Raw genomic sequence first — 24929 nt, forward strand, 5'->3', positions numbered from 1 at the left:
ATGAAAATCATGAATTGCCCGCTCAACGGGCCGCGCAACATCAGCGAGTTCACCTATGGCGGTGAGTTCAAGCCAATGCCCGACCCAGTTAATTGCAGCGATGCCGAATGGGCCGACTACGTGTTCAACACCGACAACCTCGCCGGCGTGGTGCGCGAATGGTGGATGCATACACCGTCCAGCTACTGGTTTCTGGCAGAACGTCACACCGTCAGCGATGAAATCCTGCACACCTTCGACCCTAAAGAACTGTTCAGCACCCGTGTCGAGTTCAGCGCAATTGCCAAGGAGATCGCAGGATGAACCGCCTACCCGCCCCCATGGGCCTGCTGATTAACCGCGATCAGCCGCTGGATTTCAGTTTCGACGGCGACCGTTATCAGGGCTTGCAAGGCGACAGCATCGCCAGCGCCTTGTTGGCCAACGGACGCTTCCTGATTTCCCGTTCGTTCAAATACCATCGCCCGCGTGGCCCGCTGACCATGGCCGGCCAAGACGCCAACAGTCTGGTGCAACTGCCCGAAGAACCTAACGTCCTGGCCGATGCACACGCTTTGTCCGCCGGCTTGCAAGTCACGGCGCAGAACGTCAATGGCTCGCTGGACAATGACCGCGATGCTTACCTGGGCAAGTTTTCCAAATTCATGCCAGTGGGGTTCTACTACCGCTCGTTCTACAAACCCAAAGGCATGTGGAAGGTCTGGGAACCGATCATTCGCAAAAAGGCTGGCCTCGGCGTGCTCGACCTGACCTTCCAGCCCGAGTATTACGACAAAGCATATCTGTTCACCGATCTGGCGGTGATCGGCGCAGGACCCGCCGGCCTGTACGCGGCCCTCACTGCAGCGAATGCCGGAGCCAAGGTTCTACTCATCGAGCAGCAGCCAATTCTCGGCGGCTCGCTGACCTATGCCCGCTTCGATATCGAAGGTAAAAGAGCAGAAAACCTACGCCGCGAATTGCTCGCTGCGGTGCAACAGCACGCCAACATCCAGATACTCACAGAAGCTACCTGCAACGCCTGGTTCACCGACAACTACCTGCCGGTGATTCAGGGCAAGCGCCTGTACAAGGTGCGTGCCCGCCAGTGCCTGGTGTGCAGCGGCTCTTTCGACCAACCGGTGATCTTTCGCAACAACGACCTGCCGGGCGTGATGCTGACCAGCGCCGCGCAACGGCTGATGAAGCTGTATGCGGTCAAACCCGGCAAACGCGCCGTGGTGCTGACGGGTAACGATGATGGTTATCTCGCCGCCCTCGATCTGCATGATCAAGGCGTGGAAGTGGCCGCTCTGGTGGACCTCCGTACAGGACCCGGCGACGCAGCCCTGTCCGAAGCGTTGGCCAAGCGCAAAATTCGTTGTTTGAGCAACAGTACGGTGTACGAAGCCCTGTACGAAAAAGGCATGCGCCATGTCACTGGCGTCGACGTGCGCAAGATCACCGCACAGGGTCAGGTCGCCGACAGTGGGCACCACCTGGATTGCGATTTGCTGTGCATGTCAGCCGGTTACATGCCGGTCTATCAACTGCTGTGCCAGGCCGGCGGCAAACTGGCCTATGACGACCAGCGTGCGGAGTTCACTCTCAATGGCCTGCCACAGAACCTCGCCGTTGCCGGTTCGGTCAATGGTCGCCACCAACTGGACAACGTGATCGCCGACGGCGTGAATGCCGGTACTGACGCCGCCCTCGCCCTCGGCCTGACAGTCGGCGCGCAACGCGCGCCGTTCAGCGGCGAAGCTCGGGTCAACTTCAACTGGCCGATTTTCCCTCATCCCAAGGGCAAGGATTTCGTCGACTTTGACGAGGATCTGCAAGTGGCCGACATCGTCAATGCAACGAAAATCGGCTACCGCGACGTGCAACTGGTCAAGCGCTACTCCACCGTAGGCATGGGCCCGTCCCAGGGACGACATTCGGCACTGCCGACTGCGCGTCTGGTGGCTTGGGCGACCCAGCGCAACATCAGCGAAACCGGGGTGACCACCGCTCGGCCGCCCTTTGTTGCCGAGAAACTGGCACATGTCGCCGGTCGCGCTTTTGATCCCTATCGGCAAACGCCGATGCATGCGCGCCATTTGCAAGCCGGGGCGAAGATGATGCCCGCCGGCATCTGGCAACGTCCGGCCTACTACGGCAGCGCCAAGGATCGCGAGGCGTGCATGCAGGCCGAAGCCCTGCACGTGCGCAACAAGGTTGGCCTCATTGACGTCTCGACCCTGGGCGGCCTCGATGTGCGCGGTCCGGACGCCGCCGAACTGCTCAACCGGATGTACACCTTTGCGTTCCTCAAGCAGCCAGTCGGCCGTTCCCGCTACGCGCTAATGACCAATGAGCACGGGGTGGTGATCGACGACGGCGTCTGCGCGCGGTTTGCCGAGAACCATTTCTACGTCACCGCCACCACCAGCGGTGTCGACCGAATCTATCAGCAGATGCTCAAGTGGAATGCGCAATGGCGCCTTGACGTGGACGTTGCCAACGTCACCGCGGCTATCTGCGCGGTCAACGTCGCCGGCCCCGACTCGCGCAAGGTACTGGAACAGGTCTGCAGCGACCTGGACCTGAGTGCCGAAGCGTTCCCTTATCTGGGAGTGCGCCAGGGCACGGTGGCAGGCATCAAGGCTCGGTTGCTGCGGGTCGGTTTTGTCGGCGAACTGGGCTATGAAATCCACGTCCCGGCGCGCCACGGACTCAAGCTCTGGGACGCGCTGATGGAGGCCGGCAAGGTGCATGACATCCGCCCGTTCGGCGTGGAAACCCAACGCCTGCTACGTCTGGAAAAAGGCCATGTGATCATCAGTCAGGACACTGACGGCATGACCCACCCCGCGGAAATCGACATGGGCTGGGCGGTCAGTCGCACCAAACCATTCTTCGTCGGTCGCCGCTCGGTGGACATCCTCGAAGCCCAGCCGCTGAAACGCAAACTGGTCGGTTTCACCTTGCCCAAGGGCAGCCCACAACCACTGGAAGGCCATCTGGTGCTCAACGGCCCGGACATCAGCGGCAACGTCACCTCCTGCGAATATTCCGCCTCTCTGGGCAAGATCATCGGCCTGGCCTACGCCGGCATCGACCAGAGCACGCCTGGGCAACGGATTCCGATCCGCGTCGAAGGCGGCATCGTGGTCCAGGCCGAAGTGGTGAAATTGCCTTTCTTCGATCCCGATAATCAACGCCAGGAACTTTGAGTCATGACCAGTCTGAGAGAACAACCTAGCGTCAGTCAGCAAGCCCTGGCGCCTTCGCCGGAGTACTGCCTGGTGGACCTGACCGACCTGCCTCGGGTCGGCTTTCGCGGCGCACACAGTGCCGAGTACTTGCGCAACCGAGGCTTCGTCCTGCCGGACGCGCCCAACCGCGCCGTGGCCCAGGCCGATGGCAGCCTAGTTGCGCGACTGTCGCAGACCGAGTACTTACTGCTGGGCAGTCCAGAAGATCAGGGCGAACGGATGGCCGATGAAGAAGCCCGCTGGGAACTCGATCATCAGGCCAATTACCTGCTGCCGCGTCAGGACAGTCATGCCTGGTTTCAGCTGACAGGGGAATGTCCGAGCGAGGTGATGGCCAAGCTCTGTGGCGCTGACTTGAGTCCCCAGACATTCGGTCCGGGGACGGTGGCACAGACGTCGGCGGCGCGCATCAACGTGATCGTGATCAACGCCGGTACCGCGCATCAGGCGAGTTTGCACATCCTTTGTGATCGGGCGTCGAAAGCGTATTTTCGGGGGGCGTTGGAGGATGCAATGCAGGAGTATTCAGGTCTGGCTACGGCTGTGACAACGCGCTGACTCTGCCGCCCTACTGGTCATGCATGCTGAGACAAAATTCCGTTCTAAGCATGTATGGGCAGATGCCAACAGTGATGACAATGCCGCTTGTACACGCTGCACCGGCGATTAACAACGCCCCAATAATTTAGCTTTTCAGTGTAGCGAATTCGCTTCTGTGAACGCACGATAAATGAGCAACGTAGTACTGACGCTTCAGCTAGGATTTCGATGTACGTTTTAACGTACAAAAAAAAGCGTGGCTGATAATGGTTTTCAGCAGAACTCGCTGGAACGAAAAAAGAGGCAAAAGCCTCTTTTTTCAATGCTGACAACAAAATAGCGCGCAAAAAAAAACGCCACTCAATGAGTGGCGTTTTTCTGTATTTGGAGCGGGAAACGAGACTCGAACTCGCGACCCCGACCTTGGCAAGGTCGTGCTCTACCAACTGAGCTATTCCCGCGTCTTGGTGAGGCGCATTCTATAGAATCCAGATGCCCCGTCAACCCCTTGATTCAAAAAAGTTTTATTTCTTTTCCACATCCGTCTTCAGATGCGGCCAGGCGGCCCGCAAGTACTGGACCATGGACCACAAGGTCAGGCCAGCGGACACCATCAGCAAAGCGTAGCCCATCAGGACCCAGAAGCTGAAGTCCGACGGATTGGCCAGCAGGATCACCAGCGCCAGCATTTGCGCGGCGGTTTTCCATTTGCCCAGGTTCGATACCGCCACATGGGCACGGGCGCCGAGTTCGGCCATCCACTCGCGCAGCGCCGATACGACGATCTCGCGACCGATGATGACGGCGGCCGGCAGTGTGAGCCACAGGTTGCCGTGTTCTTGCACCAGCAGCACCAGCGCAACGGCGACCATCAGCTTGTCCGCAACAGGATCGAGGAAAGCCCCGAACGGTGTGCTTTGTTCCAGACGTCGGGCCAGATACCCGTCCAGCCAGTCGGTCGCGGCGGCAAAGGCAAAAACCGAAGCCGACGCCAGATAGCTCCAGTGGTAAGGCAAGTAAAACAGCAAAATGAAGATCGGGATGAGCAGGACGCGTAGAACGGTAATCAGATTAGGGATATTCATCGACACAACTGGCTACGAGGTGAGTTGGGCATTCTACTCGCTGTGCAGATTTGCATAAATCAACTCTGCGAGCTTTTTACTGATCCCGGGTGCTTTGGCGATCTCTTCGATGCTGGCACGAGACAGCTCCTGCAATCCACCAAAATGTTTCAACAAATCCCGTCGACGTGTCGGTCCGACACCAGCAACCCCCTCGAGCGTCGAGGTGCGGCGGGTTTTACCGCGCCGTGCACGGTGCCCGGTGATGGCAAAACGGTGAGCTTCGTCGCGGATCTGCTGGATCAAATGCAGCGCGGGGGAATCACCGCGCAAGGTGAATTCATGGGCCGCATCGTTGAGGTACAAGGTTTCGAAACCGGCCTTGCGCGTCGCCCCCTTGGCCACGCCCAGCAGAATCAGGTCGGGCACGGCCAGCTCATTGAGCACGTCACGGGCCATCGACAGCTGACCTTTACCGCCGTCGACCAGCAGAATGTCCGGCAGTTTGCCCTCCCCGTCCTTCAACTTGCTGAAGCGTCGGGTCAGGGCCTGGTGCATCGCGGCATAGTCGTCGCCTGGCGTGACGCCTTCGATGTTGTAGCGGCGGTAGTCGGACTTGATCGGGCCTTCCGGGCCGAACACCACGCAGGACGCCACGGTGGCCTCGCCACTGGAATGACTGATGTCGTAGCACTCGAGACGTTGCGGCGGCTCGTCCAGGCTCAGTACTTCGGCCAGGGCATCAAAACGTGCCGCGACGTGTTGCCGGTTCGCCAGACGTGCACCCAGAGCCTGCTCGGCATTGGTGACCGCCAATTGCTGCCAGCGCGCGCGGGTGCCCCGTACACGATGACTGATGGTCAGTTCACGACCGCGCAGCTCTTCAATGGCCGCAATCAGGGTCGGAAAGTCTTCGTGAACCACGTTGACGATCAGCTCGCTCGGCAAGTCGCGTTCGGGGCTGCTGATGAAGTACTGACCGAGAAACGCCGCCATGACTTCGGAAACGTCTTCTTCAATACCCACCTGCGGGAAGAAGTTCTTGCTCCCCAACACCCGGCCGCCGCGTACGCTGATCAAGTGCACACAGGCGCCACCCGGATTGACGAACGCTGCGATCACATCGACATCGCCCGTCCCGCCTTCCATGCTCTGCTGGTCCTGGACCCGGCGCAGCAATGAAATCTGGTCGCGCAATTCGGCGGCACGTTCGAACTCCAGATTGACCGCCGCCTCCTCCATGGCCGCGGACAACTCGTCCGCCAACGCGTTGCTGCGCCCTTCAAGAAACATCACCGAGTGGCGAACATCTTCGGCATACACTTCGGGCTCGACCAGGCCGACACACGGCGCCTTGCAGCGCTTGATCTGGTATTGCAGGCAAGGTCGCGTGCGGTTCTTGTAATAGCTGTCTTCGCACTGACGTACAAAAAAAGCCTTTTGCAGCAGGCTCAGGCTTTCGCGGATCGCTCCTGCGCTGGGGTAAGGGCCGAAATACTTGCCCTTGGCCTTTTTCGCTCCGCGATGGATGCTCAAGCGCGGGAACTGGCCATCCGAGAGAAAGACATAAGGGTAGGACTTATCGTCGCGCAGCAGGATGTTGTACGGCGGGCGCCATTCCTTGATCAGCGTCTGCTCGAGTAGCAAGGCCTCTGTTTCGTTGGCCGTGATGGTGGTTTCGACCTGGGCGATACGGCCTACCAGCGCGGCGGTCTTGGGGGCCAGACCGGTTTTGCGGAAGTAGCTCGCCAAACGTTTCTTGAGATTCTTGGCTTTGCCGACATAAAGCAGACGGGCATCGCTGTCGAACATGCGATAGACACCCGGCCGCCCACTGACCGTCGACAGAAAAGCACTTGGATCGAAGGTTTCAGTCATTTTCAGAGGCTGGCATCAACCATGCCGTGACGAACCGCCAACAGCGTCAACTCGACATCGCTGCTGATCGAAAGCTTTTCGAAAATACGGTAACGGTAGGTATTCACTGTTTTTGGCGACAGGCACAGTTTGTCGGAGATGATCTGCACCTTCTGACAGCCGACAATCATCAACGCAATCTGGATTTCCCGCTCAGACAAGGCGTCGAACGGCGAATCGTTGGTTGGCTGGAACGATTTGATCGCCAGTTGCTGGGCAATTTGCGGGCTGATATAGCGTTGCCCGGCAAACACCAGGCGAATGGCCTGGACCATTTCCGGCAATCCGGCGCCCTTGGTCAGGTAGCCCGCGGCACCTGCCTGTAACAGGCGGGTTGGAAACGGATCTTCTTCGCACACGGTGACCGCGACGACTTTGATGTCGGGATGACTGCGCAATAATTTGCGCGTGGCTTCAAGACCGCCGATCCCGGGCATCTTGACGTCCATCAGCACCACATCGGGTTTCAACTCACGCGCTTTGAGCAGGGATTCCTCTCCCGACTCGGCCTGACCGACTACTTGCAGGCCATCGATGTCAGCCAGCATTCGTGTAATGCCTGTACGAACGAGATCATGGTCATCGACTACTAGCACCCTAATCAAGCAGACACCTCGCGATTTGGTCTTATTGGGTTGCCGGACACCTTAGCAAAAAGCGACTGGCAGACCTAGCGGAAAGCAGCATATAAAAAGTGTCAATTCTTCTGGCGAGGCTTGCTGGCAGTGTGTTTCAGCGATGCAGTCCATTGATATCACGCTGCATTCTCAGGAAACACTGGTCCTTGCCGACCACCTTCAGTCCTTTTCTCTCGTAAAGTATTTTTGCCGGATTATTTTCAAATACGGTCAGACGCAATGCCAGGCGCCGTTCCTTGCAGGCCATGGCGAATACCTGATCGATCACCCACGAACCGGCGCCCTGCCCCCGGCACGCTTCAAGTAAATGCAATTCGCGGATATACAAGGCGCTGGCGTCACGGCTCAGGCTGACATACCCCATCAGTGTGTCATCACGCACAATCAGCCAGTTTTCGCGTCCCTCCCAAGCAACATCGAAAGCCTCGTCCTGCCACAACAGTTCATGTTGAATGTAGTAGCGCAGCATATTTCGACAAGTCAGGTCACGCGCGAAGTCCAGGTCACGAGACGTTGCCGGGCGTAATTCGAACCCCATTCAAGCCTCCGCGACAGTCACGATTTGCCCCTTCCAGCCGTCAGCATTGCGACGAGCAACCACCATGAGATTCCCCGTCCCCGGTGCCGCCGCAACCAACGAGCCGTCCGCCGCCCAGATTGCACTACGCCCTGCCGACTCCCAGCCACCCGTTGCGCCACCATGGTTGGCCATCAGTACCGCCATCGAGTGGGTGCGGGCATAACCTTGCAACAGTGCGGTATCTGGAGCGTAGCCGCTTTCTGTAATCAACACGCCCGCGGCATAAAGATCAGCGCCCTGCCGTGCCGCGGCGGCTGCATGACTGGCGTGAGAAAAATCGGCGCATACCGCCAACGCGACGGTGTCGGTGCCGATCTTCAATGTCGAACCGCCTGTTCCCGGGGCAAATGCCACCTCCTCCCCTGGGTGCAAATGCTGTTTGCTGTAGATCTCGAGCAAACCATCGGCCCCCAACACCAGGGCACCGATCAACACCGGCGAATCGTCCGACAGACGAATCGGCATCCCGACGACACTGGTCACACCGACCTCCCGCGCGAAATCGCGCAGAGGTTGCAGCACTCTGGCGTCTGGCGCGATGGCCAGCTCCGCTGCCAGACCGCGCTCGTAGCCGGTCAGCGACAGTTCTGGAAACACCAGCAATTGCACGCCCTGCTCCGCGGCAACCTGCATGAAGCGCAGGTGCCGGGCAATATTGGCGGCAAGATCACCGGCGACAGAGATCGATTGTGCGGCGGCGATGGTCAGTGTCGTCATGGTTCGTCCTTGTGACGTTGATGGTTTGGACGCCGGTTACACGCCGCCCGCTGCGTAAAGTGTGTCACAACTCCCGACCTACCCAACCGATAGAAACGCCCCGTGATGCCCGATAGCATTTTCTGATTGAATCCGCGTACCGGCCTCTAGTAAGCTCGGCTCATTCATCGGAGACAGACCATGTTCAACGCCCTCTCACCGCTTCGTACCGCCAGCGCCTCGCGCTCGGATGCGGCTGCCCGGGTGAATGACGTTTGTGCTTCGGTCAGCTTTTATTTTGGGTATTGGTTTAGCCACTGGCGCGCCTGATACCCACACGGCGCCCACTTTAAACGGGTCGCCACCAGAGAATTCTCTACCCCCGGTCGGCCTCCCGACCGGGGGTTTTGTTTTTTCAGCCCTGAACATTTTTAGCGTCACACCAGACAACTTGAGGATTTACGACATGAATTACGCCACTTATTACCGTTACGACACTTTTACCGCCTGGCGATTTACCAGCTTCCGCTCGGGACAGCCTGCCGCCTCCGATCGGTCACCCACAGGTGGCAAGCACACACACGCAGCCAATCCGGCCAATTGTCGAACACCCCACTAGGGCCGAGCGCGCGGGACGAACCCGCCGCCAGCCCAGGAAGCCCGAATATGAACTCGTCCGTCTCTGCTCTGCCGCTGTCCACCTTGAGCCCTGCCAATGAAGCGCTGACCTTGCGTCTGCCCAGCTCATTGCAACTCAAACAGCAACTGCCACTCAGCAATGCCCTGACCCAACAAGTCGCCGCCCACCGCCAGGCCGTCCGCGCGATCCTCAACGGTGAAGACTCCCGTCTGCTGGTGATCGTCGGTCCCTGCTCGATTCACGACCCACGTTCTGCCCTCGAATACGCCGCCAACCTGGCCCGTCTGTCTGCACAAGTCGGCGACGAGATGCTGCTGGTGATGCGCGCCTACGTCGAAAAACCCCGCACCACGGTCGGCTGGAAAGGCCTGGCCTACGACCCGCACCTGGATGGCAGCGATGACATGGCGGGTGGTTTGACCCTGTCCCGCGAATTGATGCGCGAAATGCTCCAACTGGGCCTGCCCGTTGCCACCGAGCTGCTGCAACCGATGGCCGCCGGTTACTTTGACGACCTGCTGAGCTGGGTCGCGATCGGCGCCCGCACCACCGAATCGCAGATCCATCGGGAAATGGCCAGTGGCCTGAGCATGCCGGTAGGGTTCAAGAACGGCACCGATGGTGGTGTGGCTGTCGCCAGCGACGCCATGCGCTCGGCCGCTCATCCGCACCGCCATTTCGGTGTCGACAGCCAGGGCCATCCTGCGATTATCCAGACACCGGGCAACCCCGACACTCACCTGGTATTGCGCGGTGGCCATCGCGGGCCGAACTACGACCGCGACAGCATTGCCAAAGTGCACAGCGACTTGACCAGACTCAAGATTCCGGCGCGGATCATGGTCGACTGCAGCCACGCCAACAGCGGTAAAGATCCGTTGCGTCAGCCCGCCGTGTTCAACGACGTGCTTGAACAGCGCCTGCAAGGTGATCGCTCGCTGGTCGGCATGATGATTGAGAGTCATCTGTTCGAAGGCTGCCAACCGTTGAGCCCTTCGTTGCGGTACGGGGTGTCGGTAACGGACGGCTGCCTTGGCTGGACCGGGACGGAACAATTGTTGTTGCAGGGAGCCGAGCGACTTCGTGCACAACGAAGCGCTCAGCAGCCAAAGTAAGCCGTGTCGCCGAGAACCGCGATGCAGCGCGATCGGGTCGGTTTGCACGGAAAAATGACCTACCAGAGGTAGGTCATTGAAAGAAATATCTCGGCCATCGTTAAAAAGATGTCCGGATATTCCGACCAAGACCTCACGCTCATTCGAGTTTTCGTACCATTTCTATTCCGTTTTCATCAGGTTACAGCGGCTTTTTCATACATCGCCGAGCGGTGGGTGTGCTTTAGAGTGCCCCCTTGAGCACACACCTGACCTACTGCGAAAAAGGAAATGTACATGCTACGGAATGCAACCACTGACTATCCGATCCTGCTGGTCCACGGGCTCTTCGGCTTCGATCGCATCGGCAAACTCGAACTGTTCCATGACGTCAAACAGGCCTTGAGAAGCGCCGGTGCGAGGGTTTTCATCCCGCACCTGTCGGCGACCCACAGCAATGAAACCCGTGGCGAACAGTTGCTGGTGCAGATCGAACGGGTACTGCAAGGAACCGGTGCAAGCAAAGTCAATCTGATCGGTCACAGCCAGGGCGCACTGGCTGCACGATATGCGGGGGCGCTGGCGCCACAGGTGGTCGCTTCGGTGACATCGGTCAGCGGGCCGAACCACGGCTCGGAACTGGCCGACTTCCTGCGCAAGGCGCTGACGCCCGGGCGCCTGCCGGAACAGGTCGCCGGAGCGGTGGCCACCCTGTTCGCCGACTTCCTGTCGTTGCTCAGCGGCAACCGGCACCTGCCGCAGAACGCCATCGCCGCACTCAACGCGCTGACCACCGAAGGTGTCGGCGCATTCAACGACAAGTACCCTCAAGGGTTGCCGAAAACCTGGGGCGGCAAGGGTCGCGAACTGGTGAACGGCGTACGCTACTACTCCTGGAGCGGCACCCTGCAGGGAAACATCCTCGACGAAGGGCTCTATGCGCTCAACCCGCTGCACGGGTTCCTGCGGGCCTTCTCCCACTACTTCACCACCGAAGCCGAGCAGAATGACGGCATGGTCGGCCGGTTCAGCTCCCATCTGGGTAAAGTGATCCGTTCCGACTATCCGCTGGATCATCTGGACAGCCTCAGCCAGACCACAGGTCAAGTCCGCAAGGGCATCGACCCCATTGACCTGTATGTGCAACATGCCGAACGCTTAAGAAATGCCGGGCTTTAGACAATGCCTTAAGCTGGACGGCATTTTGAGAAGAAATAGCCCTCTGAATCCGGTAGGCTCCGCACTTTACTGAACATTGAATGGAGTATTTTCCCATGGCCAAAGCCACCGCCCGCCACATCCTGGTTTCCAGCGAAGCCAAGTGCAACGAACTCAAGGCCCAGATCGAAGCCGGCGCCGATTTCGCCGAAGTCGCCAAAGCCAACTCCAGCTGCCCATCAAGCCGCCAGGGCGGTGACCTGGGTTCGTTCGGTCCAGGCCAGATGGTCAAGGAATTCGACACCGTGGTTTTCAGCGCGCCAATCAACGTGGTGCAAGGCCCGGTCAAGACCCAGTTCGGTTACCACCTGCTGGAAGTAACCAGCCGTCAGGACTGATCAACCCCTGAGTTTTCTCCACAACGGCCCGCCTTTTGGTGGGCCGTTGTGTTTTCGTTACGTGATACGGCTGGCGAGGGACGCGCCGCTAGCGTACAAATTGTGCTTATCGATCACCCGGCTCTAAGGCTGACAATGCGACTGGCTTTCCCCACTTTACTGTTCACTGCCGTGGCCCTGCTGTTGGGCGCCGCCGGTGTGAGCGCTGCACCGCAACAGGCGTTGACCGTGTACGGTGAACCGGCGAAGTATCCCGCCGGTTTCAGTCATTTCGACTACACCAACCCGCAAGCGCCCAAGGGCGGCACGATGCGTCGCTCGGCGCTGGAAATCGGTCATTTCGACCACATCCTGCCGTACATCGACAAAGGGATTGGCGTCACACAAGTCGATGGCTTGATCTACTCGCCCCTGGCCGTGCGTTCACTGGACGAACCCTACACCGTGTACGGCCTGGTGGCGCAGCAGATGGAGCGTTCCGACGATGGACTGTCCCTGCGTTTCTACCTGAACCCGAAGGCCCGTTTCGCCGATGGCAAGCCGATCACCGCCGAAGACGTGCGCTACACTTTCGACCTGCTGATGACCCAGGGCAGCCTGCGCTATCGCACGCAATTTGCCGACGTCAAAGGCGTCGAAGTGGAATCGCCGCGAACCATTCGGTTCGATTTCAAGAGCAACGAGAACCGCACCCTGCCCCTCGACATCGCCACTTTGCCGGTGCTTCCCGAACACTGGTGGAAGACCCGCGACTTCGCCAACGGTGGCGGTTACGAGCCGCCGCTGGGCAGCGGGCCGTACCGCGTGAGCAAGGTCGACTCAGGGCGCAGCATTACCTTCGAGCGTAACGCCGACTGGTGGGCCAGGGATTTACCGGTCAGCCGCGGCCTCTACAACTTCGATCATTTCAGCATCGAGTACTTCGGCGACACCGACGTCGCCCGTCAGGTCCTGCGTGGCGGCGCCTATGACTACAACCGCGAGTTCTCCGCCACCGCCTACTCCATCGGCTACGAGAGTCCGGCCTTGCGCGACGGCCGCCTGCAAAAAGCCCACCTGGCGACACAGGCACCACAACCGTCCCAGGGTTTTGTATTTAACTTGCAAAACCCGATGTTCCAGGACCGCCGCGTGCGCCAAGCGCTGGCCATGCTCTGGGATTTCGAATGGAGCAACCGGCAGATGATGCGCGACCTGTACATCCGCCAGCAGAGTTTCTTTTCCAACACCGAGCTCGCCGCCCGACAACTGCCCGACGCGGGTGAGCGGGCGATTCTCGAACCGCTGCGCGGACAGATCCCCGACGAAGTCTTCACTCAGGTCTTCGAAGCACCGAAAACCGATGGCAGCGGCGTAATTCGCGACAAACAGTTGCAAGCACTGGATCTGCTCGAACAGGCCGGCTGGAAACCCGATGGCGATCAACTGGTCAACGCCGAAGGCCAACCGCTGAGCTTCACCTTCCTGATCAGCCAGAACGGCATGGACCGATTGCTGCTGCCTTACAAGCGCACCCTGAAACAAATCGGCATCGACCTGAACATTCGGCGCATCGACGCCTCCCAGTACGTCAACCGCCTGATGTCCCGGGACTACGACATGATCGTCACCGGCTACCCGGTCACCAACTCGCCGGGTAACGAGCTGTACAACTACTTTGGCTCGGCGGCGGCCAGCGATCCGGGCTCCAACAACTACATGGTGCTGAAGAACCCGGCGGTCGATACGTTGATCAACGGCCTGGTCCGCGCCAACACCCAGGCCGACATGCTGCGCTACGCCCATGCCCTGGACCGTGTCCTGCAATGGAACTTCTATTGGATTCCCAACTATTACCCGCCCGGCAGTTCGACCGTGTGGTGGAACCGCTTCGGCATTCCCTCTGTACAAGCAAGCAATGACGAAGCCATCGAGAGTTGGTGGGAAGTCAGCTCCACACCCCTGACCAACGAACAGATGACCGCCGAACTCATCAAGCGCGGCAAATCCGGAGGGTCGCACTGATGTGGGCTTACGTACTGCGGCGCTTGCTGCTGATCATCCCGACTTTAGTGATCATTCTTCTGGTCAACTTCGCCATCGTCCAGGCCGCGCCCGGTGGCCCGGTGGAACAGGCCATAGCGCACTTGCAAGGCATCGGTGGCGCGAGTATCGGCGGCGGTTCCAGTGAGACCATGCACGGCAGCTCTCGGGCCAGCCGTGGGCTCGATCCGCAGCTGATCAAGGAGATCGAAAAGCAATACGGCTTTGACAAGCCAGCGCCGGAACGCTTGTGGCTGATGCTCAAGAGCTATGCCCACCTCGACTTCGGCAAGAGCTTTTTTCGCGGTGCCACGGTCACCGACCTGATCCTGGATAAAATGCCGGTGACCATTTCCCTCGGGCTCTGGGCGACGTTGATCACTTATCTGGTGTCGATTCCGCTGGGCATCCGCAAGGCCGTGCACCACGGCAGCCATTTCGATATCTGGAGCAGCACCGCGATCATCATCGGTTACGCAATGCCGGCGTTCCTGTTCGCGATGTTCCTGATCGTGGTCTTCGCCGGCGGCACCTCGTTGAACTGGTTTCCGGTACGCGGCCTGGTCTCGGACAACTTCGATTCGCTGTCGACGGTGGGCAAGATCGCCGATTACTTCTGGCACCTGGTGCTGCCAGTAACGGCGCTAGTGGTCGGCGGCTTTGCGACCCTGACCATCCTCACCAAAAATTCCTTCCTCAATGAAATCACCCGCCAGTACGTGGTCACCGCCCGGGCCAAGGGCTTGAGCGAACGCCAGGTGCTTTACGGCCATGTGTTTCGCAACGCCATGCTGCTGGTGGTCTCGGGAATTCCCCAGGCCTTTATCAGCGTTTTCTTCGCCGGCTCGCTGCTGATCGAAGTGATTTTCTCCCTCGATGGCCTGGGTCGCATGAGTTACGAAGCGGCGGTATCGCGGGACTATCCGGTGGTATTCGGTTCGCTGTTCATCTTCACCTTGTTCGGCCTGCTGATAAAAATCATCGGTGACCTGTGCTACACCCTGGTCGATCCGCGTATCGACTTCGCCGCGAGGAACGCCTGATGTTCAAACTCTCGCCGCTGGGCCGTCGCCGTTTTGAACGCTTCAAGAAAAACCGCCGGGGCTGGTGGTCGTTGTGGTTGTTTGTCGGTTTGTTCCTGCTGACCCTGGGCGGCGAACTGATCGCCAATGACCAACCGCTGGTGCTCAGTTATCAGGGCTCGCTGTACTTCCCGGCGTTCAAACACCACACCGAGCAAGAATTCGGCGGCCAGTTGCCGTTTCAGGCCGATTTCCGCAGCGATTACGTGCAGAAGCTGATTCACAAGGGCGACGGCTGGATGCTGTTTGCGCCGATCCCGTTCAGCGACGACACGCCCAATTACGATCTCAATCAACCGGCGCCGAGTCCGCCGTCGAAGGTCAACTGGCTGGGCACCGACGATCAGGCCCGGGACGTGCTGGCGCGAGTGATTTTCGGGGCACGGGTGTCGATCCTGTTTGCGCTGATGCTGACGTTTATCAGCGCCTTGATCGGTATCGCCGCCGGTGCATTGCAGGGCTATTACGGCGGCTGGGTCGACCTGCTTGGTCAGCGCTTGCAGGAAGTCTGGTCGGGGCTGCCCGTGCTGTACCTGCTGATCATTCTGTCGGGTTTCGTCGAGCCGAATTTCTGGTGGCTGTTGGGGATCATGGCGTTGTTTTCCTGGCTGGCGCTGGTGGACGTAGTGCGCGCCGAGTTCCTGCGCGGGCGTAACCTGGAATACGTCAAAGCCGCCCGTGCGTTGGGCCTGACCGACCGCAAGGTGATCGTGCGACACATTCTGCCCAACGCAATGAACGCCACCCTGAGTTATCTGCCGTTCATCCTGACCGGGGCGATTTCCACCCTCACGGCGCTGGATTTCCTCGGTTTCGGCATGCCAGCCGGCAGTGCGTCCCTGGGCGAATTGATTGGCCAAGGCAAACAGAACCTGCAAGCGCCGTGGCTGGGGCTGACGGCGTTTTTCACCCTGGCGCTGATTCTTTCTTTGCTGGTATTCATTGGCGAGGCGTTGCGTGATGCCTTTGACCCTCGTTCTTGAAGCGGACTGGTGATATGACTGACAACCTGATCGAAATCCGTGACCTCAATGTAGCCTTCAGTGGCCAGACTGTGGTGCGCAACCTGTGCCTGGACATCCACCCCGGCGAATGCCTGGCGCTGGTCGGCGAGTCCGGATCCGGCAAGTCGGTGACCGCCCACTCGATCCTGCAACTGCTGCCAGAAAACGGTACGCAAACCACCGGCAGCATTCGCTATCGCGGCCAGGAATTGATCGGCGCCGACGCTAACGTCTTGCGCGAACTGCGCGGTAACCGGATCGCGATCATATTCCAGGAGCCGATGACCTCCCTCAATCCGCTGCACAGCATCGAGAAACAGATCGGCGAAACCCTGCTGCTGCACAAAGGGCTGGGTGGCAAAGCGGCGCAAGCGCGGATTCTCGAATTACTGCAACTGGTGGGCATCCAGAAGCCCGAAGAGCGGCTCAAGGCCTACCCTCATCAACTGTCCGGCGGCCAGCGACAACGGGTGATGATCGCCATGGCCCTGGCCTGCGAACCGGAATTGCTGATCGCCGACGAGCCGACCACCGCGCTGGATGTGACGGTGCAGCGCAAGATCCTGCGGCTGCTCAAATCCCTGCAACAGCAGCTTGGCATGTCGCTGCTGCTGATCAGCCACGACCTCAATCTGGTGCGCAGCATGGCCCAGCGGGTGTGCGTGATGCACGCTGGGGAAATCGTCGAGCAGGCACCTTGCGAAACGCTGTTCACCGAGCCGAAACACCCTTACAGCTGTGTGCTGCTGAACGCCGAGCCGGAAGGTGAAGCCCTGCCCCGGGACGAGCGTGAAAACGTGCTGGAAGTGGAGAATCTGCAAGTGCAGTTCACCCTCGGTGGCGGGCTGTTCCAGCGTAAGACGTACCTGCGTGCAGTGGACGGCATCAGCCTGAACGTTCAGCGCGGCAAGACCCTGGGCATCGTCGGTGAGTCCGGTTCAGGCAAGTCCACGCTCGGTCAGGCGATCCTGCGCTTGCTTGATTCCGAAGGCAGCATTCGCTTTCAGGGGCAGGCGCTGGATGGCCTGACGCAAAAGCAACTGCGACCATGGCGCAAGAAGATGCAGGTGGTGTTCCAGGACCCGTTCGGCAGCCTCAGCCCGCGAATGTCCGTGGCGCAGATCATCAGTGAAGGCCTTGAGGTCCATAGCCAGTCCACCCCTGCCCAATGCGAAGCCCAGGTCATCCGGGTGCTGGAAGAAGTCGGCCTCGATCCGCAAAGCCGTCATCGCTACCCGCACGAATTTTCCGGCGGGCAGCGCCAACGCATTGCCATTGCCCGCGCGCTGGTGCTCAAACCGGCGTTGATCCTGCTCGACGAACCGACCTCGGCCCTCGATCGCACGGTGCAAAAACAAGTGGTCGCCCTGCTCCGCCAGCTTCAGGAGAAATATGGCCTGACCTACCTGTTCATCAGCCACGACCTGGCGGTGGTGCGTGCCCTGGCCCACGACATGATCGTGATCAAGGACGGCAAAGTGGTGGAAAGCGGCGCTAGCCACACGGTGTTCGAATCACCGCAGCACCCATACACCAAAGAGCTGTTGGCGGCGGCGCATCCGGGGTTGGCATAATCCCTGCGATCTTTTGATCTTGATTTCCAAAAATGGACACTCCGATGAACACCACCGAAAGCCTCAAGGACTACCAGCGCGTTCGCACCCTGGCGATCCGCTCGCTGTTCGAGATCATCGAGCAATCGAGCGAAGGCACGGTGATTGTCGACCGCGATGCGAATATTGTCTGGATGAACGAGCGCTATGCCCGGCGATTCGGCCTGGAGTCGGCCGCAGGCGCCATCGGCAGGGCCTGTGAAAGCGTGATCCCCGGCAGCCTGTTGCGCGAGGTGGTGCGTACCGGACGGCCGATCCTGCTGGACATGCAAGACACCCCCAAAGAACCGCTGGTGGTGATGCGCCTGCCGATTCACGACGATGCCGGCGCGGTGATCGGCGCCATCGGTTTTGCCCTGTTCGACGAATTGCGCAGCCTGTCGCCGATGCTCAAGCGCTACCTGAGCATGCAGGAAGAACTGGCGTCCACCCGCTCGCTGCTGCGGGCGCGACAGACCAAGTACAACTTCGCGCACTTCATCGGCACCAGCGCCGCCAGCCTCGAAGTCAAACGCCGCGCCCGACGCAGCGCCAGTGCAGAGTCGCCGGTGTTGTTGCTCGGTGAAACCGGCACCGGCAAGGAACTGCTGGCCCAGGCGATCCACGGCGCATCGCCCCGGGCACATAAAGCCTTCGTCAGCATCAACAGCGCAGCGATTCCCGAGTCGCTGCTGGAAGCCGAGTTCTTCGGCACCGCGCCCGGTGCGTTCACCGGCGCCGATCGCAAGGGCCGCGCCGGCAAGCTGCAGATCGCCCAGGGCGGCACGCTGTTTCTCGACGAAATCGGCGACATGCCGCTGCCGCTGCAAAGCAAGTTGCTGCGGGTGTTGCAGGAGAAGGAATTCGAACCGGTGGGCTCCAACGAGGTGATTCAGAGTGATGTGCGAGTGATCGCCGCCACCTCCACCGATCTGGTGGCGGCGATCAAACGCGGCGAGTTTCGCGCCGACTTGTATTACCGCCTCAACGTGCTGCCGATCCAGGTCCCGCCCCTGCGTGATCGCCTCGACGACCTGCCGGCCCTCAGTGAAGCGATCCTTGAGGAACTGCGCAGCCAGCACGAATTGAACCGCGAAGCCCTGGATTTGTTGGGGCAACACGCCTGGCCGGGGAACATTCGTGAACTGCGCAACGTGCTGGAGCGGGCGGCGTTGCTCAGTGATGACTTGATGCTGAACGCGGCGGATATCCGCGCGGCGATTGGCAGCTTTACCCCGGTGGAGCGTGCGGCGCCTCTGCCCATTGAGCCGATTACCCATGAAACCTTCAGTGAGGCTCGCGAACGGTTTGATCGGCAGTTGATTGAATCGACCCTCGCGCAATGCGGTGGGAAGGTAATCGAAGCGGCGGCGCGGTTGGGGCTGGGGCGGTCGACGCTGTACAAGAAGATGGCGGCGCTGGGGATTGCTGAGTCTCTATAAAGAGACATTGATCTCCATGGGTAGACAGCGCCTCTTCGCGGGCAAGCCTCGCTCCTACAGGTCGTGCAATTTCGTAGATAACCACACTCCCGTAGGAGCGAGGCTTGCCCGCGAAAGCGTCAGCCCAATCGCCAAAAATCTCAATACAGAGACAAAAATCACCAAAATCACCTCACAAACAAATAATCTCCTTATATTTCAATAGCTTAGATATCTGGCACGAAACCCGCTATAGCCCTCCCACCAAGCTTCACCCTACAAAAATAACAATCCAGGAGAGACACACCATGAGTGTGATCATTGCCTTGGCAGCCCTCGCGCTGCTGATGGTGGCTGCTTACCGTGGCTACAGCGTTATCCTCTTTGCCCCGATCGCCGCCCTCGGCGCCGTCCTGTTCACCGACCCTTCCGCCGTAGCCCCCGTCTTCACCGGGGTGTTCATGGAAAAGATGGTCGGCTTCGTCAAACTGTATTTCCCGGTGTTCCTGCTCGGTGCGGTGTTCGGCAAGCTGATCGAGCTGTCGGGCTTCTCCCGCTCCATCGTTGCGGCGGCGATTCGCTTGCTCGGCACCCGTCAGGCGATGCTGGTGATCGTGCTGGTCTGCGCCCTGCTCACGTACGGCGGTGTGTCGCTGTTTGTGGTGGTGTTTGCGGTGTACCCGTTTGCCGCCGAGATGTTCCGCCAGAGCAATATTCCCAAACGCCTGATCCCGGCGACCATCGCCCTCGGCGCGTTCTCGTTCACCATGGACGCCCTGCCTGGCACGCCGCAGATCCAGAACATCATCCCCAGCACCTTCTTCAACACCACCGCCTGGGCGGCGCCATGGCTGGGTGTGATCGGCACGATTTTCGTGTTCTGTGCCGGCATGCTGTTTCTGCAGCGCCAGCGCAACAAGGCCCAGCGCACGGGTGAAGGTTACGGCTCAGAACTGCGCAACGAGCCGGAAACCGCACCGGACATCCAGCTGCCTAATCCGTGGATCGCGCTGTCGCCGCTGTTGCTGGTGGGCCTGATGAACCTGCTGTTCACCCGCTGGATTCCTGTGTGGTACGGCAAGACCCACAGCCTTTCGCTGCCGGGCATGGCCGCCCCGGTGACCACCGACATCGCCAAGCTGACGGCGATCTGGGCGGTCCAGGCGGCCTTGCTGGTCGGCATCGTCATGGTGCTGGTGTTCGGCTTTCAGGCGATTCGTGGCAAGTTGGCCGAAGGCAGTAAAAGTGCGGTCAGCGGCGCATTGCTGGCAGCGATGAACACTGCGTCGGAATACGGTTTCGGGGCGGTGATCGCCTCGTTGCCAGGTTTTCTGGTGCTGGCCGACTGGCTCAAGAGCATTCCCAACCCGTTGGTCAATGAAGCGATCACTGTGACCTTGCTGGCCGGCATCACCGGCTCGGCGTCAGGCGGGATGAGCATCGCTTTGGCGGCGATGTCCGAGAGTTTCATCAGCGCTGCCCACGCCGCCAATATTCCCCTGGAAGTGCTGCACCGGGTCGCCGCGATGGCCAGTGGCGGCATGGACACCCTGCCGCACAACGGCGCGGTGATTACCTTGCTGGCGGTCACCGGGTTGACCCACCGCGAGGCCTACAAAGACATTTTCTGTATTACGCTGATCAAGACACTCGCTGTTTTTGTGGTGATCGGTACTTTCTACGCCACTGGCATTGTGTGAGGTATTCATGACGACTCTTTCGGGCAAGACCGCACTGGTCACCGGTTCCACCAGCGGCATCGGTCTGGGGATCGCCCTGAGCCTGGCCAAGGCCGGCGCCAACCTGATCCTCAACGGTTTCGGCGATGCGTCCTCGGTGATCGCTGAGGTCGAACAATTCGGCGGCAAGGTCGGCCATCACCCGGCCGATGTCAGCGACCCTGCACAGATCGCCGACATGATCGAGTACGCCGAGCGTGAGTTCGGCGGCGTGGATATCCTGGTCAACAACGCCGGCATCCAGCACGTGGCGGCGGTGGAAGATTTTCCGGTGGAGCGCTGGGACTCGATTATTGCGATCAATCTGTCGTCGGTGTTCCACAGCACCCGCTTGAGCCTGCCGGGCATGCGTACCAAGGGCTGGGGACGCATCATCAACATCGCTTCGGTGCACGGCCAGGTCGGTTCGGTGGGTAAAGCGGCGTATGTCGCGGCCAAGCATGGCGTGATCGGCCTGACCAAAGTGGTCGGCCTGGAAACCGCCACCACCAACGTTACCTGCAACGCCATTTGCCCAGGCTGGGTGCTGACGCCGCTGGTGCAGAAGCAGATTGATGATCGCGCCGCGACCGGGATTGACCCGCAGCAGGCGCAACACGATTTGCTGTCCGAGAAACAGCCCTCCCTGGAATTCGTGACGCCGCCGCAGCTGGGTGAGTTGGTGCTGTTTTTATGCAGCGAAGCCGGTAGCCAGGTGCGTGGCGCAGCGTGGAATATAGATGGTGGGTGGTTGGCGCAGTAGCCTGCCGCCCGCCCCTGTGGCGAGGGAGTTCTGTGGCGAGGGGGCTTGCCCCCGTTCGGCTGCGAAGCAGCCGTAAATAGGTTTGGGACAGCTGCGCTATCCAGCGGGAGCAAGCGCCCTCGCCACAAAAGCCTGTGTGTTATGCATAAACAAGAAGAGGCCAAGCCATGTCCGACATCCTCTGGCAACCCGGCACCGAGCGCATCGGCAAGTCCCGCATGGAGGCCTTCCGGCGTTTCGTCAATCAGCGACACACCCTTGGAATCGCCGACTACCCTGCCCTGCACCAATGGAGCATCGACCAGCGGGAAGCCTTCTGGCAGGCCATCGTCGATTTCTTTGACATCCGTTTTCACGATCAGCCAGACGCGGTGCTGATCGAAGGCTCGCAAATGCCCAGCGCCCAGTGGTTCCCCGGCGCTACCTTGAACTTCGCCGAACACCTGCTGCGCCGTCGTGACGATGCCGTGGCCGTGGTCGCCATCGGTGAAAACGGCCAACGGGAACAGCTGACCTGGGCCGAACTGGCAAGCCACGTCGCCGGTTTTGAAAATAGCCTGAAAGCCGCCGGTGTCGGCCTCGGCGACCGCGTGGCAGCGTGCATGCCGAACACCTGGCAAACCCTGGTGGCCATGCTCGCCACCACCAGCCTGGGTGCAATCTGGTCCTGTTCTTCACCGGACTTCGGCACCCACGGGGTGATCGATCGCTTCGGCCAGATCGAACCGAAAGTGCTGATCACCTGCGCCGGTTACCGCTACGCCGGCAAAGAGATCGACCAGACCACCAAGGTCAATGAAATCCTCGGACAGTTGCCGTCCTTGCAGCAATTGATTGTTGTGCCTTATGCGCGTTCTCAAGCGCGCATCGAGGATTTCCGCTGCCAGGCCAACGTGACGCTGTGGGACGATTTTTACGACCCGGGCGGCGAGCCGCAATTCGTTCCCGTGCCTTTCGCCCATCCGCTGTACATCCTCTACTCCAGCGGCACCACCGGCGTACCGAAGTGCATTGTGCACGGCACCGGCGGCGTGCTGCTGCAACACGTCAAGGAACATGGCCTGCACACCGACCTCAGTGCCGGTGACCGTTTGTTCTACTACACCACCTGCGGCTGGATGATGTGGAATTGGCTGGTCTCGGCGCTGGCCGTCGGCAGCGCCGTGGTGCTGTACGACGGCTCGCCGTTTCATCCAGGGCCGGAGCGCCTGATCGACCTGATCGACGACGAACGCCTCAATGTCTTCGGCACCAGCCCGAAATTCCTCACAGCGCTGGAAAGCAATGGCTTGAAGCCGTGCGAAAGTCATGACCTGAGCAGCCTGAGAACCATCCTGTCTACCGGCTCGGCGCTGTCGCCGCAAAGCTTCGATTACGTCTACCGCACGTTCAAATCCGACCTGTGCCTGTCTTCGATGTCCGGTGGTACCGATATCGTTTCGTGCTTTGTGATTGGCAACCCGGTCCTGCCGGTGCGCCGTGGTGAGATGCAATGCAAGAGCCTGGGCATGGCGGTCGAAGTGTGGAACGACGATGGCAAGCCTGTGATCGGTGAAAAAGGCGAACTGGTGTGCACCCGGCATTTTCCGGCCATGCCCATCGGCTTGTGGAACGACCCGCAACAGGAAAAGCTGCGCGCTTCGTATTTCAGCCTGTTCCCCGGCGTCTGGGCCCAGGGCGATTACGCCGAGCAACTGCCCCACGGTGGCATGCTGATCCACGGCCGCTCCGACGCAGTGCTCAACCCCGGCGGCGTACGCATCGGCACGGCGGAAATCTACCGTCAGGTGGAGAAAGTCCCGCAGGTGCTGGACAGCGTCGCCATCGGTCAGCAATGGCAGGATGACGTGCGAGTGGTGCTGTTCGTGCGCTTGCGCGAAGGCGTCGAGCTGGACGAAACGCTGCAACAACAGATCCGCCAGGTCATCCGCGCCAACACCACGCCACGGCATGTGCCGGCGAAGATTGTCGCGGTGACGGACATTCCGCGGACCATCAGCGGCAAGGTGGTCGAACTGGCGGTGCGCAACGTGGTGCATGGCCAGAAGGTGAAGAACACCGATGCACTGGCCAACCCCGAAGCCCTGGAGCAATTTCGAAACCGCCCCGAACTGAACGACTGACGCCGTAGATCTACTGTGGGAGCAAGCCCGCTCCCACATTTTTGATCAGCGTCGGCCCCTTCAGTCCATCAACCCCCATTCGCCCGGCGGCGTATGGGGGCCAGGCGTGGCCTCGGCGTGCATTTTCAGGCGCAAGCGCAGATTGTTCACCGAATCAGCATGTTTCAACGCCTCTGCCTCATCGATTGCGCCCTCGGCAAACAGCGCGAACAGCGCCCCGTCAAACGTCTGCATCCCCACCTCTGAAGACTTCTCCATGATCCCCTTGAGTTCGCCAAACTCATTGCGCCGGATCAGGTCACCGATGGTTGGTGTGCCCAGCATCACCTCCACCGCCGCCCGGCGCTGCCCGTCGCGGGTACGCACCAGACGCTGGGACACAAACGCCTTGAGGTTGTTGCCCAGGTCGTTGAGCAACTGCCCCCGGCGCTCTTCAGGAAAGAAATTGATCACCCGATCCAGCGCCTGATTGGCGTTGTGCGCATGCAACGTGGAAATCACCAGATGACCGGTATCGGCAAACGCCAGCGCATGTTCCATAGTCTCGCGGTCACGGATTTCGCCGATCAACACAACGTCCGGTGCCTGGCGCAACGTGTTTTTCAGCGCAGCGTGGAAACTGCGGGTATCGACGCCGACCTCGCGCTGATTGACGATCGACTTCTTGTGCCGATGGATAAACTCGACCGGGTCTTCGATAGTGATGATATGACCGCTGCTGTGGCGGTTGCGGTAATCGATCAGCGCTGCCAGCGAGGTCGACTTGCCCGAGCCGGTCGAACCGACAAACAGCATCAGCCCTTGTTTGAGCATCACGGTTTCAAGCAGCACCGGTGGCAAGTTAAGGTCTTCGAAGCGTGGAATGTCGAGCTTGATGTTGCGCGCCACGATGGACACATCATTACGCTGCTTGAAGATATTGAGCCGGAAACGCCCGACCCCGGCCAGGGAAAGCGCCAGGTTCATTTCCAGGTCCCGATCGAACTCCAGGCGTTGTTCGGCGTCCATGATGGACGCGGCAATGGCCGCCACTTCTCCCGGCTTGAACGGTTGATCGGTCAGGGCTTTGAGCACACCGTCAAATTTCGCGCTGGGTGGCGCGCCCGTGGACAGGTAAAGATCGGAGCCATGGCGGCTGGCCAGAATCTGCAACAGTGCATCGATTTCCATGGCAAAAAGCACCCGCGAAGCATTCAATGAAAAAAATGACCCCATGCGGGTCATCCAGCGTCTACCGCCT

20 protein-coding genes and 1 tRNA gene are annotated in these 24929 nt (G+C 60.0%); 14 read left to right on the top strand and 7 right to left on the bottom strand.

The window, feature by feature from the left end:
* Genes AC1DQM_RS05860 through AC1DQM_RS05870 form a run of 3 tightly spaced genes read left to right on the top strand, consistent with a single transcriptional unit; the run spans window position 1 to window position 3797 of the window.
* Entirely contained in the window at window positions 1–303 is a 303-nt protein-coding gene (locus AC1DQM_RS05860; protein ID WP_138867290.1) for a sarcosine oxidase subunit delta, read from the top strand.
* A complete protein-coding gene (locus AC1DQM_RS05865) occupies window positions 300–3197 on the top strand; it encodes a 2Fe-2S iron-sulfur cluster-binding protein (protein WP_138867289.1) in 2898 nt (965 codons plus the stop codon). The genes AC1DQM_RS05860 and AC1DQM_RS05865 overlap by 4 nt, the downstream gene beginning before the upstream one ends.
* A gap of 3 nt (window positions 3198–3200) precedes the next feature.
* Entirely contained in the window at window positions 3201–3797 is a 597-nt protein-coding gene (locus tag AC1DQM_RS05870) for a sarcosine oxidase subunit gamma (protein ID WP_111454605.1), read from the top strand.
* Between the two features lie 367 nt (window positions 3798–4164).
* Here the strand turns inward: AC1DQM_RS05870 and AC1DQM_RS05875 are convergent.
* The 6 genes from AC1DQM_RS05875 to AC1DQM_RS05900 form a co-directional block, all read right to left on the bottom strand.
* Window positions 4165–4240: transfer RNA gene (locus tag AC1DQM_RS05875), tRNA-Gly, on the bottom strand.
* A gap of 63 nt (window positions 4241–4303) precedes the next feature.
* Window positions 4304–4864 (bottom strand): CDP-diacylglycerol--glycerol-3-phosphate 3-phosphatidyltransferase, encoded by a 561-nt coding sequence (gene pgsA, locus AC1DQM_RS05880; protein WP_007933765.1) that lies wholly within the window; start codon window positions 4862–4864, stop codon window positions 4304–4306.
* Between the two features lie 33 nt (window positions 4865–4897).
* Window positions 4898–6721, bottom strand: coding sequence for an excinuclease ABC subunit UvrC (gene uvrC, locus AC1DQM_RS05885; protein WP_007933764.1), 1824 nt, complete (start codon window positions 6719–6721; stop codon window positions 4898–4900).
* 2 nt (window positions 6722–6723) lie between these two features.
* Window positions 6724–7365: a response regulator transcription factor GacA gene (gene gacA, locus AC1DQM_RS05890; RefSeq protein WP_008015884.1), complete on the bottom strand. Its 642-nt coding sequence runs from the start codon at window positions 7363–7365 to the stop codon at window positions 6724–6726.
* 127 nt (window positions 7366–7492) lie between these two features.
* Entirely contained in the window at window positions 7493–7936 is a 444-nt protein-coding gene (locus tag AC1DQM_RS05895) for a GNAT family N-acetyltransferase (RefSeq protein WP_138867287.1), read from the bottom strand.
* The gene (locus AC1DQM_RS05900) at window positions 7937–8695 is read right to left on the bottom strand and encodes a carbon-nitrogen hydrolase family protein (RefSeq protein WP_111454607.1); all 759 of its coding nucleotides are present in this window, start codon (window positions 8693–8695) and stop codon (window positions 7937–7939) included. It lies immediately after the preceding gene.
* Between the two features lie 645 nt (window positions 8696–9340).
* On the opposite strand from AC1DQM_RS05900, the gene AC1DQM_RS05905 reads away from it, so the two are divergent.
* The 11 genes from AC1DQM_RS05905 (at window position 9341) to AC1DQM_RS05955 (ending at window position 23689) form a co-directional block, all read left to right on the top strand.
* The gene (locus AC1DQM_RS05905; RefSeq protein WP_138867286.1) at window positions 9341–10429 is read left to right on the top strand and encodes a 3-deoxy-7-phosphoheptulonate synthase; all 1089 of its coding nucleotides are present in this window, start codon (window positions 9341–9343) and stop codon (window positions 10427–10429) included.
* A 276-nt stretch (window positions 10430–10705) separates the two neighbouring features.
* Complete coding sequence (locus tag AC1DQM_RS05910) at window positions 10706–11587, top strand: esterase/lipase family protein (RefSeq protein WP_019649160.1); 882 nt, start codon at window positions 10706–10708, stop codon at window positions 11585–11587.
* A gap of 95 nt (window positions 11588–11682) precedes the next feature.
* Window positions 11683–11964, top strand: a complete 282-nt coding sequence (locus AC1DQM_RS05915; protein ID WP_007933754.1) for a peptidylprolyl isomerase — start codon at window positions 11683–11685, stop codon at window positions 11962–11964.
* Between the two features lie 135 nt (window positions 11965–12099).
* Complete coding sequence (locus tag AC1DQM_RS05920; RefSeq protein WP_138867285.1) at window positions 12100–13968, top strand: extracellular solute-binding protein; 1869 nt, start codon at window positions 12100–12102, stop codon at window positions 13966–13968.
* Window positions 13968–15029, top strand: coding sequence for a microcin C ABC transporter permease YejB (locus tag AC1DQM_RS05925; RefSeq protein ID WP_064617099.1), 1062 nt, complete (start codon window positions 13968–13970; stop codon window positions 15027–15029). The genes AC1DQM_RS05920 and AC1DQM_RS05925 overlap by 1 nt, the downstream gene beginning before the upstream one ends.
* Window positions 15029–16051, top strand: a complete 1023-nt coding sequence (locus AC1DQM_RS05930) for an ABC transporter permease (protein WP_018927669.1) — start codon at window positions 15029–15031, stop codon at window positions 16049–16051. The genes AC1DQM_RS05925 and AC1DQM_RS05930 overlap by 1 nt, the downstream gene beginning before the upstream one ends.
* A 14-nt stretch (window positions 16052–16065) precedes the next feature.
* Window positions 16066–17646: an ABC transporter ATP-binding protein gene (locus AC1DQM_RS05935; protein ID WP_064617098.1), complete on the top strand. Its 1581-nt coding sequence runs from the start codon at window positions 16066–16068 to the stop codon at window positions 17644–17646.
* 44 nt (window positions 17647–17690) lie between these two features.
* A complete protein-coding gene (locus AC1DQM_RS05940; protein WP_064617097.1) occupies window positions 17691–19106 on the top strand; it encodes a sigma-54 interaction domain-containing protein in 1416 nt (471 codons plus the stop codon).
* A 287-nt stretch (window positions 19107–19393) separates the two neighbouring features.
* Window positions 19394–20785, top strand: a complete 1392-nt coding sequence (locus AC1DQM_RS05945; protein WP_138867283.1) for a GntP family permease — start codon at window positions 19394–19396, stop codon at window positions 20783–20785.
* A gap of 7 nt (window positions 20786–20792) precedes the next feature.
* Window positions 20793–21566, top strand: a complete 774-nt coding sequence (gene hbdH, locus AC1DQM_RS05950; protein ID WP_138867282.1) for a 3-hydroxybutyrate dehydrogenase — start codon at window positions 20793–20795, stop codon at window positions 21564–21566.
* A 167-nt stretch (window positions 21567–21733) separates the two neighbouring features.
* Entirely contained in the window at window positions 21734–23689 is a 1956-nt protein-coding gene (locus tag AC1DQM_RS05955) for an acetoacetate--CoA ligase (RefSeq protein ID WP_138867281.1), read from the top strand.
* 60 nt (window positions 23690–23749) lie between these two features.
* Here the strand turns inward: AC1DQM_RS05955 and AC1DQM_RS05960 are convergent, their stop codons facing one another.
* Window positions 23750–24859, bottom strand: a complete 1110-nt coding sequence (locus AC1DQM_RS05960; protein ID WP_111454631.1) for a PilT/PilU family type 4a pilus ATPase — start codon at window positions 24857–24859, stop codon at window positions 23750–23752.
* Between the last annotated feature and the right edge of the window lie 70 nt (window positions 24860–24929).

This window comes from Pseudomonas sp. 01L34, assembly GCF_056400265.1.